The sequence below is a fragment of the Pseudomonas sp. IAC-BECa141 genome (genome assembly GCF_020544405.1).
GTDB lineage: Bacteria > Pseudomonadota > Gammaproteobacteria > Pseudomonadales > Pseudomonadaceae > Aquipseudomonas.
Window position 1 is genome coordinate 1,437,131 of record NZ_CP065410.1, and the last position, 16,238, is coordinate 1,453,368.

Annotated in this window: 15 protein-coding genes; 5 read left to right on the forward strand and 10 right to left on the reverse strand. The window is 60.8% G+C overall.

From position 1 onward, the window contains the following. Nucleotides 1–11 precede the first annotated feature (11 nt). Complete coding sequence (gene pcaD, locus I5961_RS06480; RefSeq protein ID WP_085697455.1) at nt 12–803, forward strand: 3-oxoadipate enol-lactonase; 792 nt, start codon at nt 12–14, stop codon at nt 801–803. Nucleotides 804–813: 10 nt separating this feature from the next. Further along, on the forward strand, nt 814–1,206 hold the full coding sequence (gene pcaC, locus I5961_RS06485; protein WP_011332825.1) for a 4-carboxymuconolactone decarboxylase: 393 nt from the start codon (nt 814–816) through the stop codon (nt 1,204–1,206). A 51-nt stretch (nt 1,207–1,257) separates the two neighbouring features. On the opposite strand, the gene I5961_RS06490 is transcribed toward pcaC, so the two are convergent. Both I5961_RS06490 and I5961_RS06495 read right to left on the reverse strand, forming a co-directional pair. Then, nucleotides 1,258–2,073, reverse strand: a complete 816-nt coding sequence (locus I5961_RS06490; protein WP_085697456.1) for a methyltransferase domain-containing protein — start codon at nt 2,071–2,073, stop codon at nt 1,258–1,260. A gap of 168 nt (nt 2,074–2,241) precedes the next feature. After that, the gene (locus I5961_RS06495) at nt 2,242–3,501 is read right to left on the reverse strand and encodes an OprD family porin (protein WP_227234678.1); all 1,260 of its coding nucleotides are present in this window, start codon (nt 3,499–3,501) and stop codon (nt 2,242–2,244) included. Nucleotides 3,502–3,893: 392 nt separating this feature from the next. Between I5961_RS06495 and I5961_RS06500 the strand changes: the two genes are divergently transcribed. Further along, nucleotides 3,894–4,322 (forward strand): hypothetical protein, encoded by a 429-nt coding sequence (locus tag I5961_RS06500; protein WP_139832571.1) that lies wholly within the window; start codon nt 3,894–3,896, stop codon nt 4,320–4,322. A gap of 57 nt (nt 4,323–4,379) precedes the next feature. Here I5961_RS06500 and emhC read toward each other — a convergent pair whose 3' ends face one another. The 3 genes from emhC to emhA are packed head-to-tail and all read right to left on the reverse strand — an operon-like array spanning nt 4,380 to nt 10,144. After that, nucleotides 4,380–5,840: an efflux RND transporter outer membrane subunit EmhC gene (emhC, locus tag I5961_RS06505; protein ID WP_227234679.1), complete on the reverse strand. Its 1,461-nt coding sequence runs from the start codon at nt 5,838–5,840 to the stop codon at nt 4,380–4,382. Continuing rightward, the gene (gene emhB / locus I5961_RS06510; RefSeq protein ID WP_227234681.1) at nt 5,837–8,986 is read right to left on the reverse strand and encodes an efflux RND transporter permease subunit EmhB; all 3,150 of its coding nucleotides are present in this window, start codon (nt 8,984–8,986) and stop codon (nt 5,837–5,839) included. Before emhB ends, emhC begins: the two co-directional genes overlap by 4 nt. 3 nt (nt 8,987–8,989) lie before the next feature. Next, entirely contained in the window at nt 8,990–10,144 is a 1,155-nt protein-coding gene (emhA, locus tag I5961_RS06515; RefSeq protein ID WP_227234683.1) for an efflux RND transporter periplasmic adaptor subunit EmhA, read from the reverse strand. Between the two features lie 266 nt (nt 10,145–10,410). Between emhA and emhR the strand changes: the two genes are divergently transcribed. Beyond that, the gene (gene emhR / locus I5961_RS06520; protein WP_085697460.1) at nt 10,411–11,043 is read left to right on the forward strand and encodes an efflux system transcriptional repressor EmhR; all 633 of its coding nucleotides are present in this window, start codon (nt 10,411–10,413) and stop codon (nt 11,041–11,043) included. A gap of 248 nt (nt 11,044–11,291) precedes the next feature. Here emhR and I5961_RS06525 read toward each other — a convergent pair whose 3' ends face one another. From I5961_RS06525 to I5961_RS06535, 3 genes are read right to left on the reverse strand one after another with little or no spacing between them, the layout of a single operon-like run. After that, on the reverse strand, nt 11,292–12,341 hold the full coding sequence (locus I5961_RS06525; RefSeq protein WP_227234684.1) for an alkene reductase: 1,050 nt from the start codon (nt 12,339–12,341) through the stop codon (nt 11,292–11,294). A 32-nt stretch (nt 12,342–12,373) separates the two neighbouring features. Then, nucleotides 12,374–13,537, reverse strand: a complete 1,164-nt coding sequence (locus I5961_RS06530; RefSeq protein WP_085697462.1) for an MFS transporter — start codon at nt 13,535–13,537, stop codon at nt 12,374–12,376. 33 nt (nt 13,538–13,570) lie between these two features. Then, a complete protein-coding gene (locus I5961_RS06535) occupies nt 13,571–13,873 on the reverse strand; it encodes an ArsR/SmtB family transcription factor (RefSeq protein ID WP_065257584.1) in 303 nt (100 codons plus the stop codon). A 171-nt stretch (nt 13,874–14,044) separates the two neighbouring features. Here I5961_RS06535 and I5961_RS06540 point away from each other — a divergent pair, with 171 nt between their 5' ends. Continuing rightward, nucleotides 14,045–14,617, forward strand: a complete 573-nt coding sequence (locus tag I5961_RS06540; protein WP_085702663.1) for an ACP phosphodiesterase — start codon at nt 14,045–14,047, stop codon at nt 14,615–14,617. A gap of 14 nt (nt 14,618–14,631) precedes the next feature. On the opposite strand, the gene I5961_RS06545 is transcribed toward I5961_RS06540, so the two are convergent. Then, nucleotides 14,632–15,426 (reverse strand): lysophospholipid acyltransferase family protein, encoded by a 795-nt coding sequence (locus I5961_RS06545; RefSeq protein WP_227234685.1) that lies wholly within the window; start codon nt 15,424–15,426, stop codon nt 14,632–14,634. Beyond that, nucleotides 15,426–16,181: an L-ornithine N(alpha)-acyltransferase gene (olsB, locus tag I5961_RS06550; protein ID WP_227234687.1), complete on the reverse strand. Its 756-nt coding sequence runs from the start codon at nt 16,179–16,181 to the stop codon at nt 15,426–15,428. Before olsB ends, I5961_RS06545 begins: the two co-directional genes overlap by 1 nt. Nucleotides 16,182–16,238 lie beyond the last annotated feature (57 nt).

A 16,238-nucleotide genomic window follows, 5' to 3' on the forward strand; every position in this document is an offset into this window, starting at 1 on the left:
AGGAGAGGGCTGTGGCTTTCGTTCAACTCGCCGATGGCGAACTGCATTACACATTGGAAGGCCCGGTCGATGCGCCGGTGCTGGTGCTGTCGAACTCGCTGGGCACCGACCTGCACATGTGGGACGTGCAGATGCCGGCCTTCACCGAACATTTCCGGGTGCTGCGTTTTGATACGCGCGGGCACGGCCAGTCGCTGGTGACTCCGGGCCCTTACAGCATCGAGCAACTGGGCCGCGACGTGCTGGCGCTGCTGGATGCGTTGCACATCGAACGCGCGCACTTCTGCGGTCTGTCGATGGGCGGCCTGATCGGCCAGTGGCTGGGGATCAACGCCGGCCAACGTCTGAACAAACTGATCGTGTGCAACACTGCGGCGAAAATCGGCGACCCGTCGGTGTGGAATCCGCGCATCGAAACCGTGCTGCGCGACGGCCCGGCGGCGATGGTCGCGCTGCGTGATGCGTCGATTGCCCGCTGGTTTACTCCGGATTTTTCCGCCGCCCATCCGGCGGCGGCCAAGCAGATCACCGACATGCTGGCCGCGACCCATCCTGAAGGTTATGCCGCCAACTGCGCGGCGGTGCGCGATGCGGATTTCCGTGAGCAGTTGTCGTCGATCACGACGCCGCTGCTGGTGATCGCCGGTACCGAAGATGCAGTGACGCCACCGTCCGGCGGGCATTTCATTCAGGAGCACGTGCGCGGTGCCGAGTACGCCGAGTTTTATGCGGCGCACCTTTCCAACGTTCAGGCCGGCGACGCGTTCAGCGACCGTGTGCTGACCTTTTTGCTGGCCGATTGAGGGGATTCCCGTGGACGAGAAACAACGTTACGACGACGGCATGCAAGTGCGCCGCGCGGTGCTCGGCGACGCTCATGTCGATCGCAGCCTGACCACGCTGACCGAGTTCAACTCGGAATTCCAGGAGATGATCACCCGTCACGCCTGGGGCGATATCTGGACTCGCCCGGGCCTGCCGCGTCACACCCGCAGCCTGATCACCATCGCCATGCTGATCGGCATGAACCGCGAAGGTGAACTCAAGTTGCACTTGCGGGCGGCGGCCAACAATGGCGTGAGTCGCGGCGAGATCAAGGAAGTGATCATGCAGAGCGCGATCTACTGCGGGATTCCGGCGGCGAATGCGACGTTTCATCTGGCCGAGTCGGTTTGGGATGAGCTGGGCACCGAATCACGCGAGTAATCGTTGAATTCAAAGGATCGCAGCCAGTTGAAGACTGCGATCCTTCGAACCTCACACCTTGGCGACAATGAAAATCCGCTTGAACGCAAACAACGTATGGCCGTTTTCCTCCTGCGGATAATGCGCATGCACCCGCATCAGGTAGTGATAAATGAAGCGCGCCTGTTCCTCTGACGTCAGCCCCAGCATCACCGGTCGCAGCGCCGACACCTTCACCCAGTCATATACCGGCGACTTGCCGTCGACCACCTGCAACTGCTCGGTTTCCCAGATATCCAGCGACCGGGTCAGTGGCGCAAGCAAACGGTAGTAATCCTCCAGCGACAATAACGGCCGGGCCGCCATGCGCTCGCGCAGTTGTGGGCTGCCCAACGGTTTGCCACCGGGGCCGGCATCGTCGAGGGTGTCGAGCATCAGCCGGTACCACAGCGCATCGCGCCAGTCCGGCATGTGCGCGGCCAGACAACCGCCAGGGTTGAGGTGGCGGAGCAATCCCGGCAACAGCATTCGATGGTCATCGATGAAGTGCAGCACGGCTGCGGCGAACAACAGGTCGGCCGGCTTGCGGGGTTTCCAGCGTTGCAGGTCGGCGTGTTGCCAGCGCGCCTTGATCGGCAGGCAACGGGCGACCTGAAGCATGTCCTGCGAACTGTCGATGCCTTTGAGGTTTGCCAGCGGCCAGCGATCTGCCAGAACCTTCGTGGCAATCCCGGTCCCGCAACCGAGGTCATAAATGCGTTGAGGATTGTCCAGGTCGACACGACCGAGCAACTCATCGACCGGTTGTTGCCTGAGACGGGAAAACTGCTGGTACGCCTTGGCATCCCAGTCCTTGTCGACGGGAGCCGGTTTGAGTCGGGTGATCATGAGGTGGTCCTCCGGTGATCAGCAGGGTCTTCCGATGACAACCTGGCCAAGTCTTGAGGACCTACATCAACAGATAACGGAAGCGAAGAGGGTGGAGCACCTGAGTCCTTCAGGTTTTTCCACTCTAGATGATGGCTGGTGCAACGCCAGCCATTCGGACAGGCGGCCTTAGAGCAGGCTGATCGGATAGCTGACGATCAGACGGTTTTCGTCGAACTCGTTGTTGCTGAAGTCACGACGCATGGTCGAGTTGCGCCATCTGACGTTCAGGTTCTTGAGCGCGCCGCTTTGTACGGTGTAGCCCAGTTCCGATTCGCGACCCCATTCCTTGCCGTCGGTGATGGTCCCGGTGTGCACGTTGTCGCCGCTGATGTAGCGGTTCATCAGGGTCAGGCCGGGCACGCCGAGGGCGGCGAAGTTGTAATCGTGGCGCAGTTGCCAGGAACGTTCCTGCGCATTGTCGTAGCTTGCGTTGTAGCTGTCGTTGGCCAGAGTGCCGCCGCTGGTGCCGTTGACGCGCATCCAGGCGCTGTCGCCGGTGAGCTTTTGCAGGCCGACGTAGAAGGTGTTGCCGCCGTATCGCGCCGAGAACATGCCCGACCAGGTCTTGTTGTCGAGTTCGCCGGCACGGGCACTGCCGTCGTCCTTGCCGTAGAAGAAACCGAGGTTGGCGCCCAGGGTCCAGTCGCCGACCGGCTGGCTGTGAATCAGGTTGACGTATTGCTGGCTGTAGATGTCCTTGAGCTCGGCGTTCCACAGGCCGATCTGGGTGCGCTTGTCGTTGAACACGTATTCGCCGCCCTGGAAGTTGAAGCGATCGGAGGTGAAAGCGGCTTTGCCGGTCATCGACATGTCGCTCATGCTGCTGTCGTCACGGGGGCTGTTGGCGCGGAACTGACCGCCGTAAAGGGTCAAGCCGTCGATTTCCTTCGAGGTGACCTGGCCGCCGCGAAAGGTCTGCGGCAGGGAGCGACCGTCGTCCGAACGCAGGATCGGCAGCACCGGCATCCACTCGCCGACCTTCACTTCGGTCTGCGACAGCTTTGCCTTGAACGCGACGTTGGTGCGGCCGAAGTTGTCCGCGGGGCGCCCGTCACGATCGAGCGGCAACAGTTGCGTGCCGCCCGTGCCTTTGCCGCCATCGAGCTTCACCGAGTACAACCCCAGCACATCCATGCCGAACCCGACGGTGCCCTGGGTGAAGCCGGACTTGGCGTCGAGGATGAAGTTCTGCGTCCACTCTTCAGCCTTGCCCTGAGCCTTGGTCGGGTTGGTGAAGTTACGGTTGATGTAGAAGTTGCGCAGGTTCAGGTTGACCTTGGCCCCTTCGATGAAACCGGCATCTTCAGCCGCGGCGGGCAGCGCGACGCCGGCCAGGGCGAGGGCGATCAGGCCGGGAAGTGCGTAGGGCGCAGGGGACGTTGTCATGTTCTCGGGTCTCTCTTGTTTTTTGGGCGAACGGGGACGCTGCGGCCGTTTCTGAGGCGCAGGAATTCAATGGAATCAGGGGGCGAGCGGCGGCGATCAGCCGGATGGAGCAGGGCGCGGGAGCATGGTGTCGAACCTGTTGTTATTGGTTTTGTAGGGCAAATGGTGCGGGGAATTAACTGGAGGGTTCAATTGGCAAAAGCGGGTTTTGGGCGATTATCGAACGCAAGATAGATGACTGACATCTAGAATATTTCGATCTAAATATTAAATCCAACCATCTTTAATTGTTGCTGGACCTGTCAGATATGACAGTTGTTCTGATTGCGGATTTTCCCTAACGTTATTGTGCAAGGTAAATATGAAATTCAATTTTTTATGGGACGAATGATATGAATAGTTCAAAGCAGCCTGTTGGTTCAATGACGGTGCAACATCATATAGGTGGTCAGGTGGTAACACTTCATACCACTTCTTTTAGGTTTTTCCCTAAAGGGGAAAAATTTGCTTTGCTCGCTTATTTTGGAAACGATGGTGAAGAAGCACCAGTTTTGCAACTGAAGTGCAGTAGTAAATTAACTACTGGAACGTATCCCATCGAAATAAAAGAAAGTGAGTCGACGGTATCCGCAACCTGGGGAGTGGGAACGCTGGAGGGACTCTTCGGCGTTCGTGGTACAGGTGAAATTGAATTGAAAAAATTTTCATCTTCATTAACAGCTAACTTGATTGAAGGTTCTTTGTCGTTCCGAATTAAAGAGAGTGGAGTACCAGAGGAGCAAAAGGTGGTAGTCGAAGAGTTTAAAGTAGAGGAAAAATGATTATTGAAGTTTTGTCGCTGCAATAAAAAGCCCACTGTTTAGTGGGCTTTTTTTGAGTCAGAACAACTTCATCTTCGGCGCTTCTTCTTTCAGCGGCTCGTTCTGCGCGGTCTGCGCATTCCAGCCACCGCCCAGTGCCTTGTACAGGTTGACCGCACTGGTCAGCTGCGCGAGGCGGTCGGTGATCAGGGCTTGTTGGGCACTGAACAGCTGACGCTGGGCATCGAGGAAGGTCAGGTTGCTGTCGACGCCGATGCGATAGCGACGCTCGGCCAGACGGTAGTAGTCCTGGTTGGCAGCGACGAAATCACGCTGGGCCTGCAACTGCTCGGTGTAGGTCTGGCGCGCGGCCAGGCCATCGGCGACTTCCTGGAAGGCCGTTTGAATGGACTTCTCGTAGTTCGCCACGCCAATGTCCTTCTGGATCTTGGCGTAGTCGAGGCTGGCGCGCAGGCTGCCGGCGTTGAAGATCGGCAGGTTGATCTGCGGCTGGAACAGCCACGTACCCGAACCGCCCTTGAACAGGCCGGACAGGTCCGGGCTCAGGCTGCCCGCGTTGGCGGTCAGGCTGATGCTCGGGAAGAACGCTGCGCGGGCCGCGCCGATGTTGGCGTTGGCCGCCTTCAGGTTGTATTCGGCCTGAAGGATGTCCGGACGACGTTGCAGCAGATCCGACGGCAGGCCGGCCGGCACGTCGGCCAGCAGGTCATCCGACAGCGGTTTGGCCGCTTGCAGGTTGGCCGGCACACCGGTGCCGAGTAGCAGGGTCAGGCTGTTTTCGTCCTGGGCGACCTGGCGGGTATAACGCGCCAGTTGAGCCCGGGCGTTCTCGACCGAAGTGCGCGACTGTGCCAGGTCCAGCGCCGAAGCCACACCGACTTCATTGCTGCGGCTGGTCAGCTTGTAGCTTTCCTCGAAGGCACCGAGGGTGTCCTGAGTCAGCTTGAGCAGTTCCTTGTCGGCCTGCCAGGTCAGGTAGGCATTGGCCACGCTGGCCACCAGACTGATCTGGGTGCTGCGGCGCGCTTCTTCGGTGGCGAAGTATTGTTGCAGCGCTTGTTCACTCAGGCTGCGAACCCGACCAAACAGGTCGAGTTCGTAGGCGCTGATGCCGACGGTAGCGGAGTAGGAACTGTTGATGTTCGCTTCACCGGTCTGCGACGCACGGGCCGGAACCCGCTGACGGCTGCCGCTGGCATTGGCCGACACGGCCGGGAACAGATCGGCACGCTGGATGCGGTATTGAGCCGCGTAGGCGTCGATGTTCAGCGCCGCGACACGCAGGTCGCGGTTGTTTTCCAGGGCGACCTGGATCAGCTGCTGCAGGGCAGGGTCATGGAAAAACTGCTTCCAGCCCTGTTCGGCAGCGGCCTGCGCCGGTGCCTCGGCCGGCGAGTACGCCGGGCCCTGCGGGAATTGCGCAGCCACCGGTGCTTCAGGCTGCTGATAATCCGGTATCAGCGAGCAACCGCTCAGCACGAACGCGGCGACTGCGATGGAGAGTAGCGACTTGCTCATTGGCCAGCCTCTTTAGGAGTTTCGATGGTGTCATCCTTGTCGGCGTTTTTGCGCTGACCCATGGACGACACAGTGACGAAGAACAGTGGGACCCAGAAGATCGCCAGGATCGTTGCGGTGAGCATACCGCCAATCACGCCGGTACCGATCGCGTGTTGACTGCCCGAGCCTGCGCCGGTGGAGATAGCCAACGGTACAACACCGAGGATGAAGGCCAGCGACGTCATGATGATCGGTCGCAGACGCATGCGGCAGGCTTCAATGGCCGCATCGCGCAGACTGCGTCCCTGCTCGTGCAGTTCCTTGGCGAATTCGACGATCAGAATGGCGTTTTTAGCCGCCAGACCAATGGTCGTCAACAGACCCACCTGGAAGTACACGTCGTTCGACAGACCGCGAAGGCTGGTGGCCATCAGCGCACCGATGATCCCCAGTGGCACCACGAGCATGACCGCGATCGGAATCGACCAGCTTTCATACAGCGCCGCCAGACACAGGAACACCATCAGCAGCGACAGGGCGTACAGCGCCGGAGCCTGAGAGCCGGACAGTCGCTCTTCGTACGACAGACCGGTCCACGAGATACCCACGCCGGCCGGCAGCTTCTTGGCAATCGCCTCGACTTCGGCCATCGCTTCACCGGTGGAGTAACCCGGCGCCGGAGAACCGAGGATCTCCATCGCTTCCACACCGTTGTAACGCGCCAGTTTCGGCGAACCGTAGATCCACTCGCCCTTGGCGAACGCGGAGAACGGAACCATGGTGCCGGCGCTGTTGCGCACGTACCACTTCTTCAGGTCTTCAGGGCTCATGCGAGCGCCGGCCTGACCCTGCACGTAAACCTTCTTCACACGGCCGCGGTCGATGAAGTCGTTGACGTAGCTACTACCGAAGGAGATCGACAGGGTGCTGTTGATGTCGGACAGGCTCAAGCCCAGGGCACGGGCCTTCTCGTCGTCGATTTCCAGGTGGTATTGCGGCTCGTCGTTCAGACCGTTCGGACGCACCTGGTAGAGCACCTTGCTTTGCGCCGCCATACCGAGGAACTGGTTACGGGCTTCCATCAGTTTTTCGTGACCGATACCGGCGCGGTCCTGCAGGAATACGTCGAAACCGGTGGCGTTACCCAGCTCCAGTACGGCCGGCGGGGCAAAGGCAAACACCATCGCGTCGCGGAAGCTGAAGAAGTGCTGCTGGGCGCGTTGAGCCAGGGCGAACACGCTGTTGCTCGCGTCACGCTCGTGCCATGGCTTGAGCATGATGAACGCCAGACCCGAGCTCTGGCCGCGACCGGCGAAGTTGAAGCCGTTCACGGTGAACACCGAGGCTACCGAGCTGGATTCTTTGTCCAGCAGGTAGGAGCGCATTTCGTCGATCACCACCTGCGTGCGCTCGGCACTGGAACCGGCTGGGGTCTGCACCTGGGCGAACAGTACGCCCTGGTCTTCTTCCGGCAGGAACGCCGTTGGAATGCGGGTGAACAGCCAGATCATGCCGACCACGATCAGCAGGTAGGCCAGCAGGTACGGAGCCTTGCGTTGCAGGATGTTGCCGACACCGCGCTCGTAGCTGCGAACGCTACGGTCGAAGTTGCGGTTGAACCAGCCGAAGAAACCTTTTTTCGGCGTGCCGTGCTCGCCTTTCGGAATCGCCTTGAGCATGGTGGCGCAGAGCGCCGGGGTGAAGATCAGCGCAACCATTACCGACAGGGCCATGGCCGAGACGATGGTGATCGAGAACTGACGGTAGATCACACCGGTGGAACCGCTGAAGAACGCCATCGGCAGCAATACCGCCGACAGTACGAGGGCGATACCGACCAGGGCGCCCTGGATCTGGCCCATGGACTTCTTGGTGGCTTCCTTCGGTGACAGGCCTTCTTCGGCCATCACCCGCTCGACGTTCTCCACCACGACGATGGCGTCGTCCACCAGCAAGCCGATGGCCAATACCATACCGAACATGGTCAGGGTGTTGATGCTGAAACCGGCGGCCGCGAGGATGCCGAACGTACCGAGCAGTACCACCGGCACGGTCATCGTGGTGATGACGGTCGCGCGGAAGTTCTGCAGGAACAGGAACATCACCAGGAACACCAGCACGATCGCTTCGACCAGGGTTTCAACCACGCCCTTGATCGACTCGGTCACCACCGGGGTGGTGTCGTACGGGAACACGACTTCCATGCCTTGCGGGAAGAACGGCTTGAGGTCGTCAATCGTCTTGCGCAGGGCTTTTGCGGTGTCGAGGGCGTTGGCACCGTTGGCCAGTTTTACCGCCAGACCGGAGGCCGGTTTGCCGTTGAACTGCGCCGCGATACTGGAGTTTTCACCACCCAGACCGACATCGGCGACGTCACCGATACGGACTTGCGAGCCATCCTGGTTGACCTTCAGCAGAATCGCCTTGAACTGCTCGGCGGTCTGCAGACGGGTCTTGCCGATGATCGTGGCGTTCAGTTGCTGGCCTGGCAGCGCCGGCAGACCGCCGAGCTGACCGGAGGAAATCTGAACGTTCTGCGCCGAGATCGCGGCACTGACATCGGCCGGGGTCAGGTTGTAGTTGTTCAGTTTGGCCGGGTCGAGCCAGATGCGCATCGCGTACTGGGCACCGAAGACCTGGAAGTCACCGACACCGGCGGTCCGGGAAATCGGGTCCTGCATGTTCGACACGATGTAGTTGGACAGGTCGTCCTTGGTCATGCTGCCGTCACGCGACACCACGCCGATCACCAGCAGGAAGTTCTTCACTGCCTTGGTCACGCGGATACCCTGTTGCTGCACTTCCTGCGGCAGCAGCGGGGTGGCCAGGTTCAGCTTGTTCTGGACCTGAACCTGCGCGGTGTCGGAGTTGGTGCCTTGCTCGAAGGTCGCGGTGATGGTCATGCTGCCGTCGGAGTTACTTTCCGAGGACACATAACGCAGGTTGTCGATACCGTTGAGCTGTTGCTCGATGACCTGCACCACGGTGTCCTGAACCGTCTGTGCCGAAGCACCCGGGTAGGTCACGGAAATCGCAATCGCCGGTGGCGCAATGCTCGGGTACTGGTTGATCGGCAACTTGAGGATCGATAGAGCCCCGACCAGCATGATCACCAGGGCAATTACCCAGGCGAAAATCGGACGGTCGATAAAAAATTTCGACATGAGTTACTCCCCTTTGCCGCCGTAGGCCTTGTCAGCTGCCTTGGCGGGTGCCGGGTTCTTGGCTACGTTGGTCGCTTCGGTCGGGTTGACCTGAACACCTGGACGCACGAATTGCAGCCCTTCGGTGATCAGGCGATCGCCGGCTTTCAGGCCGTCTTCGATCAGCCACTGGCTGCCGACGGTACGGCTGGCCTTGAGCTGACGCAGTTCGACCTTGTTGTCCGCACCCACGACCAGCGCGGTCGGGGTGCCCTTGAGGTCACGGGTCACGCCTTGTTGCGGCGCCAGAATGGCCGCAGCGTTGACGCCGGCCTGCAACTGGGCGCGAACGAACATGCCCGGCAACAGGGTGTGATCCGGATTCGGGAACACGGCGCGCAGCGTCACGGAGCCAGTGGTCGGGTCGACCGACACTTCGGAGAATTCCAGCTTACCGTCGAGCTTGTACTGGCTGCCGTCTTCCAGTGTCAGCTTGACCGCGGCGGCATTGTCGCCGGCCTTCTGCAGGCGGCCACTTTCCAGTTCGCGACGCAGTTCCAGCAACTCGACCGAGGACTGGGTGACGTCGACATAGATCGGGTCCAGTTGCTGGATCACGGCCATCGCGTCGGTCTGGCCGCTGCTGACCAGCGCGCCCTCGGTCACCGAAGAGCGGCCAATACGACCGGAGATCGGCGCGTAGACCTTGGTGTAGCGCACGTTGATCTGTGCGCTCTGCAACGACGCTTCCGATTGCAGGCGGTTGGCCACGGCGGTGTCGTATTCCTGACGGCTTACCGCCTGCTCGTCGACCAGTTGCTTGTAGCGGTCGGAGATCGACTTGGTCGAGCGCAGGTTGGCTTCGGCGCTTTTCAGGGTCGCTTCATAGACCGACGGATCGATCTGATACAGCTGCTGGCCGGCTTTGACATCGCCGCCTTCCTTGAACAGACGCTTGAGAATGATGCCGTTGACCTGCGGACGAACTTCGGCGATGCGGAACGCACTAGTGCGGCCCGGCAGTTCGGAAGTCAGGGTAAAGGCTTGTGGTTGCAGGGTGACGACGCCGACCTGAGGAGGTGGTGCGGCGGGAGCCGCCTCTTCCTTTTTACATCCGCTGAGCAGCGATGCCAGGGCGACGGCAGTGACCAGAGCGGTAACAGCTGGCTTGAATTGCATGAAGATCCTCGGGTCAGGCGCGCGAAAAGCGCACAAGAAGTGTGGAAGGGTAAAAAAGGGTTACCGGGTGGATAAGTAGCTTGCTAATGAATATACTTACGTTCATGGTTGTTTGTAAACACCTTGGCTGCGTACCCAACCGGTTACAAAAGTCGTGGCAAGGTCTGAAATTGTAGGCCGGGGAGTCGATCCGCGAGAGATTCACCCCTTTTTATTCAGCGGATATTCAGCCATCCCTGAAACATCCTGTTTGAGGTTTTACTGCCATGGTTCGTCGCACCAAAGAGGAAGCTCAGGAAACGCGAAGCCAGATTCTGGAAGCCGCCGAGAAAGCTTTCTATGAAAGGGGCGTGGCCCGTACGACGCTGTCCGACATTGCGAGCCTTGCGGGTGTAACGCGCGGCGCCATCTACTGGCACTTCAGCAACAAGGCCGATCTGTTGCAGGCGATGCTCGATACGCTGAAGGAACCGCTGGATGAACTGGCAAAGGCCAGCGAAAGCGAGGACGAACCCGATCCGCTGGGCTGCATGCGCAAGTTGCTGATTCATTTGTTTCATCAAATTGCGCTGGACCCAAAAACCCGGCGCATCAACGAAATTCTGTTTCATAAGTGCGAGTTCACCGATGAAATGTGCGATCTGCGCCAGCAGCGCCGGACCGCCAGCCTCGATTGCAATGTGCGGATCGCGCTGACATTGAGTAATGCGGTCAATCGTGGGCAGCTGCCGGCAGACCTCGACACTGCCCGGGCAGCCATCAGCATTCACGCCTATATCGACGGCCTTCTCTATGGATGGCTCCTGGCGCCGGACAGCTTCGAACTCTACGCCGAGGCCGAGCGCTGGGTCGATACCGGGCTGGACATGCTGCGCCTGAGCCCCAGCCTGCGCAAATGAAACAAAATTCGTTATTGGATCAGTTTGTGTCAATGAAGGATGCGGATGAAGGTCCGTGTTCACTCGCCCCGCTGCAATGGGATGCTTTTATATACCTCTGCGGCGCGGGTTGATATGTAGCGAGCTACGTATTTTGTAGGGATTTTGTGTCGAGCCTGTGAACGAATGTGAACGGCCGCCCACCCAGCGACCAATAAAAAGCCCCCGACTCTCGCGAGTCGGGGGCTTTTGCGTTTCTGCGGTATGGCTTACAGAGTCGGGTAGTCGAGGTAACCGACCGCACCTTTGCCGTAGAACGTTTCCGGGTGCGGTTCGTTCAGCGGCGCGTCGGCCTTCAGGCGAGCCGGCAAGTCCGGGTTGGCAATGAACGGGATACCGAATGCCACAGCATCAGCCTTGCCCGCTGCCAGCCAGGCGTTGGCGCTTTCCTTGGTGAAACGTTCGTTGGCGATGTATGCGCCGCCGAAGGCTTCTTTCAGTTGCGGGCCGAGGCTGTCGGCGCCTTCTTTCTCGCGGGAGCAGATGAAGGCAATGCCACGCTTGCCCAGTTCGCGAGCGACGTAGGTGAAGGTTTCGGCCAGGTTGTCGTCGCCCATGTCATGGGAGTCGGCGCGCGGAGCCAGGTGCACACCGACACGGCCGGCGCCCCAGACTTCGATTGCCGCGTCAGTCACTTCCAGCAGCAGGCGGGCACGGTTTTCCAGGGAGCCGCCGTATTGGTCGGTGCGTTGGTTGGTGCTGCTTTGCAGGAACTGGTCGAGCAGGTAGCCGTTGGCGCCGTGGATTTCCACACCGTCGAAACCGGCCGCCTTGGCGTTTTCCGCGCCGACGCGGTAGGCGTCGACGATGTCGGCGATTTCAGCGGTTTCCAGCGCACGAGGGGTTGGATAGTCGGCCAGCGGGCGAACCAGGCTGACGTGGCCTTCTGGCTGGATGGCGCTCGGTGCAACCGGCGCTTCGCCGTTCAGGTACGACGGGTGGGAGATCCGGCCGACGTGCCACAGTTGCAGAACGATCTTGCCGCCGGCTGCGTGAACGGCCTTGGTCACGTTGGTCCAGCCGCGCACCTGGTCGTTGGACCAGATGCCCGGGGTGTCCGGGTAGCCGACACCCATCGGGGTCACCGAGGTGGCTTCGCTGATGATCAGGCCGGCCGAAGCGCGTTGTACGTAGTACTCGGCCATCAGCGCGTTGGGTACGCGGCCTTCGTCGGCGCGGCAGCGGGTCAGCGGCGCCATGATGATGCGGTTGGACAGCTCGAGGTCGCCCAGTTTGATCGGATCGAAAATCGTTGCCATGAGATACAACCCTCGTGAGGTAAGTGAGTGAATCAGTTAGCGGTGGCCAGTTCGGGATTGCCGTTCTGGCGGAATGTGATCAGGGTCACCAGCAGCGCGAGGACCGCCAGCGCCGCAGCGGCGAGAGGCACGCTGGTCAGGCCGTAGCCGTGGGCGATGACGCTGCCGCCGACCCAGGCGCCGAGGGCGTTGCCGACGTTGAAGGCGCCGATGTTCAGGGTCGACACCAGGTTCGGTGCGGCCTGGCCGTAGGTCACGACGTTCACTTGCAGGGCCGGCACGGCGGCGAAGCACGCGGTGGCCCAGAGGAACAGAGTGATCTCGGTCGGGATCAGCGCGATGCTGGTCCAGGTCAGTACCGTGGAGGTCACGGCCATCGCGATGAACACGCCGATCAGCGTCGCGGCCAGGCCCCTGTCGGCCAGTTTGCCGCCGATGATGTTGCCGACGGTCAGGCCCAGGCCGATGAGCATCAGGGTCCAGGTCACGCCACGGGGCGAGACGCCGGTGACATCGCCCAGCAGCGGTGCGACGTAAGTGAACAGGGTGAATACCGAGGCGGCAAACAGCGCGGTCATGCTCAGCGACAGCCAGATACCGGCGCCTTTGAGCGCGGCCAGTTCGGCGCGCATGTCGAGTTTTTCTTCGTCACGCTTGGCGGGCAGGAAGCGGATCAGGCCGATCAGCGCGATCACACCGATCACGGTCACTGCCCAGAAGGTCGAGCGCCAGCCGGCTTCCTGACCGAGGGCGGTGCCCAGCGGTACGCCCAGCACGTTGGCCAGGGTCAGGCCGGTGAACATCAGGGCCACGGCCGAGGCGCGTTTGTTCGGAGCGACCAGGTTGGCCGCGACCACCGAACCGATGCCGAAGAACGCACCGTGGCAGAGAGCGGTAACCACTCGGGCGAACATCAGCACGTTGTAGTCACTGGCGATCGCGCAAAGCAGGTTGCCGATAATGAAGATGCCCATCAACGCCACCAGTGCAGCCTTGCGCGGCAGTCGTGCAGTGGCCATTGCCATGAACGGTGCACCGATGGCCACGCCCAGAGCGTAACCGGTCACCAGCCAGCCGGCGCCGGGGATCGACACACCGAGGTCGGCCGCCACATCAGGCAGCAGGCCCATGATGACGAACTCGGTGGTGCCGATGGCGAAGGCGCTCAAGGCGAGTATGAATAGTGAGAGGGGCATCGTTTGTTCCTTTTGGCTGGCTGACGTTAAGGGTCAGAGCTCTTTGCTGAGGGTGCTGAGGAACGCCTGGATCACGTCCTCGTTGCGTTTGAAAAAGTGCCACTGGCCGGCTTTCTGACTGCTGATCAGCCCGGCCCGTTGCAGGGTGGCCAGGTGGGCGGAAACGGTCGATTGCGACAGGCCGCAGCGTTGATCGATCTGCCCGGCACAGATGCCGTACTCGTGGTTGTGGATCTGTTCCGGAAACTCGGCTTTCGGGTCTTTCAGCCAGTTGAGGATGTCTCGCCGTACTGGGTGTGCCAGGGCTTTTATTATTTCGTCGAGGTCAATGTTCATGGCTGGGTGCTCAAGATGTGTGTAGCGCTATATCGCGATGGGGCGAACTTTAAATCGGTACTTCGCGATATACCAATATGAATTTGATCTGATGACCGCATAAATCGGTATATCGGGTTATAACGATATGTGAGGTGTAAACAAACGCGGGCGCGGTGCTAAGCTGCGCCCATGAACTATCTCGCACATTTACACCTCGGTGGCCAGCGTCCCGGTCAACTGCTTGGCAGTCTGTATGGCGATTTCGTCAAAGGGCGGCTGCAAGGGCAGTTCGACCCGGAGATCGAAGCGGCGATTGCCCTGCATCGGCAGATCGACGTGTTCACCGATCGCCACCCGCTGGTGGATGTCTCACTGGCGCGGTTCTCCAGGACCCGCCGTCGTTACGCGGGCATCGTCCTCGACGTGTTTTTCGACCATTGCCTGGCCCGGGACTGGACGCTGTACGCCGACCGCCCGCTCGCCCAGTTCACCTCCGACGTTTACCGTGTGCTGTCCAGCGAGCGGCAGTTGCCCGAGCGCCTGGCGAAGATCGTCCCGCACATGGTGGCCAATGACTGGTTGGGTTCGTATCAGCAATTCGAAGTGCTGGAACAGGTGTTGCGCGGGATCTCCCGGCGCCTGACCCGACCTGAAGAACTGGCAGGGGCGATGGAGGACTTGCGGCGGTTGTATGAACCGTTGAGCGAAGACTTTCGTTTGTTCTACCCACAGCTGCAGGACTTTGCCGGCCGGCAGCTGTAGGCGGAAGTCGCCGATCAGGCTGCGATCAGATCGCGGGCGTGTTGCGCTTTGACCGGTTTGAGTACATCGCCGAACAAGGCTTTCTGCACCGCCTGCTGTGCCTCGAACGCCAGCGCCGCGCGCTCCCGGCCCTGGCAGGCAATCGGCTTGAGCAGGTGAATCTCGACATCGCCGCAGTCGTTGCTGAACAGACGCATCAGGTGCGACAGCAGATCATCGTCACCAATGAACGGCGCCAGCGAATCGATCTTGCCCTCGCGCAGATAACGGATCGCCACCGGTTGCAGCTTCACCTCGGAATCAATCGCCGCCGACAGCAGGCGACCATGAAAGGTGCGCAGCGAACGGCCATCGGTGGTGGTGCCTTCCGGGAACATCAGCAACGGATGATCGGTTTGCAGGTGACGGGTCATCTGCTTGCGGATCAACTGGCTGTCGCCCGCACCGCGACGGATGAACAGGCTGCCGGCCTTCGCCGCCAGCCAGCCGGCCACCGGCCAGGTGCGCACTTCGGCCTTGGACAGAAACGACAGCGGCGTGAGCATGCCGAGCAACGGAATGTCGGTCCACGACACATGGTTGCTGACCCACAGCATCGGCTGTTTCGGCAGCTCGCCGTGAACGGTCACACGAAAGGGCAGGGCATTGCTCAGGCGCGCCATGAAAAACCGCGACCAGCGCTGCCGACGTTCCATCGAGTGGGCCAGCCCCAGGCGTTCGAAAACGCCGAAGACACTGGCCATGCTCAGGCCCAGCGTCACCACCAGCAGCACTCGCGCGATCCGCGCGTACACCCGCAGCCGGCTCATCACACGGCCGCCTTGAAGTGTTTGGCGTAACGCGGGCAGAGTTCGTCGCGCTTGAGCAGGATGAACACGTCGGCGACCTGGAAGTCCTCGTCCCAGCACGGCTCGCCGCAGATCTTCGCGCCCAGGCGCATGTAGGCCTTGAGCAGCGGTGGCATTTCGGCGATCACGTTCGATGGAATGTCGAGGCTCGGCAGCGGCTTCTTCGGCTCGGCGCGCAGGTGTTCGGTGCACAGGTAACGCTCGCGCAGGCGCTGCATGATCGCGTGGGCCTGTACGCCGCCGTCCTGCATCGGGATGCTCGCGCAACCCATCAGATAGCTGTAGCCGCCCTGATTCAGGACTTCGGCCAGTTCGCCCCACAGCACGGCGATGGTGCCGCCGTTGCGGTAGGCCGGGTCGACGCAGGTGCGACCGATTTCCAGGATCGGGCCTTGCAGGCCGGCGAGGCCGTGCAGGCTGAATTCTTCTTCGCTGTAGAACTTGCCCAGGCTGCTGGCGGCAGCGTGATCGAGCAAACGGGTGGTTGCCACCAGGCGGCCGGTGTTCAGGTCACGCACGCCGATGTGGCTGCAGTGAACATCATAGTCATCCATGTCCAGACCCAGCTCCGCGCCGTTCAGCTTGGCGTTGAACTCGCCGCTGAACACGTTGAAGCGCAAGGCCTGGGCTTGCTGCAAGGCCTCGGCGCCGATCAGGCGTTCGGCTTGCAGGCGGCGTTCATTGCCGGTGTCGCTGATGCGGGCGATCTGAGTCATGTGAATCTCCGTACGGGCCTTGAACCCGTCATGGGTTGCAGCCGATCGACTTTCTTT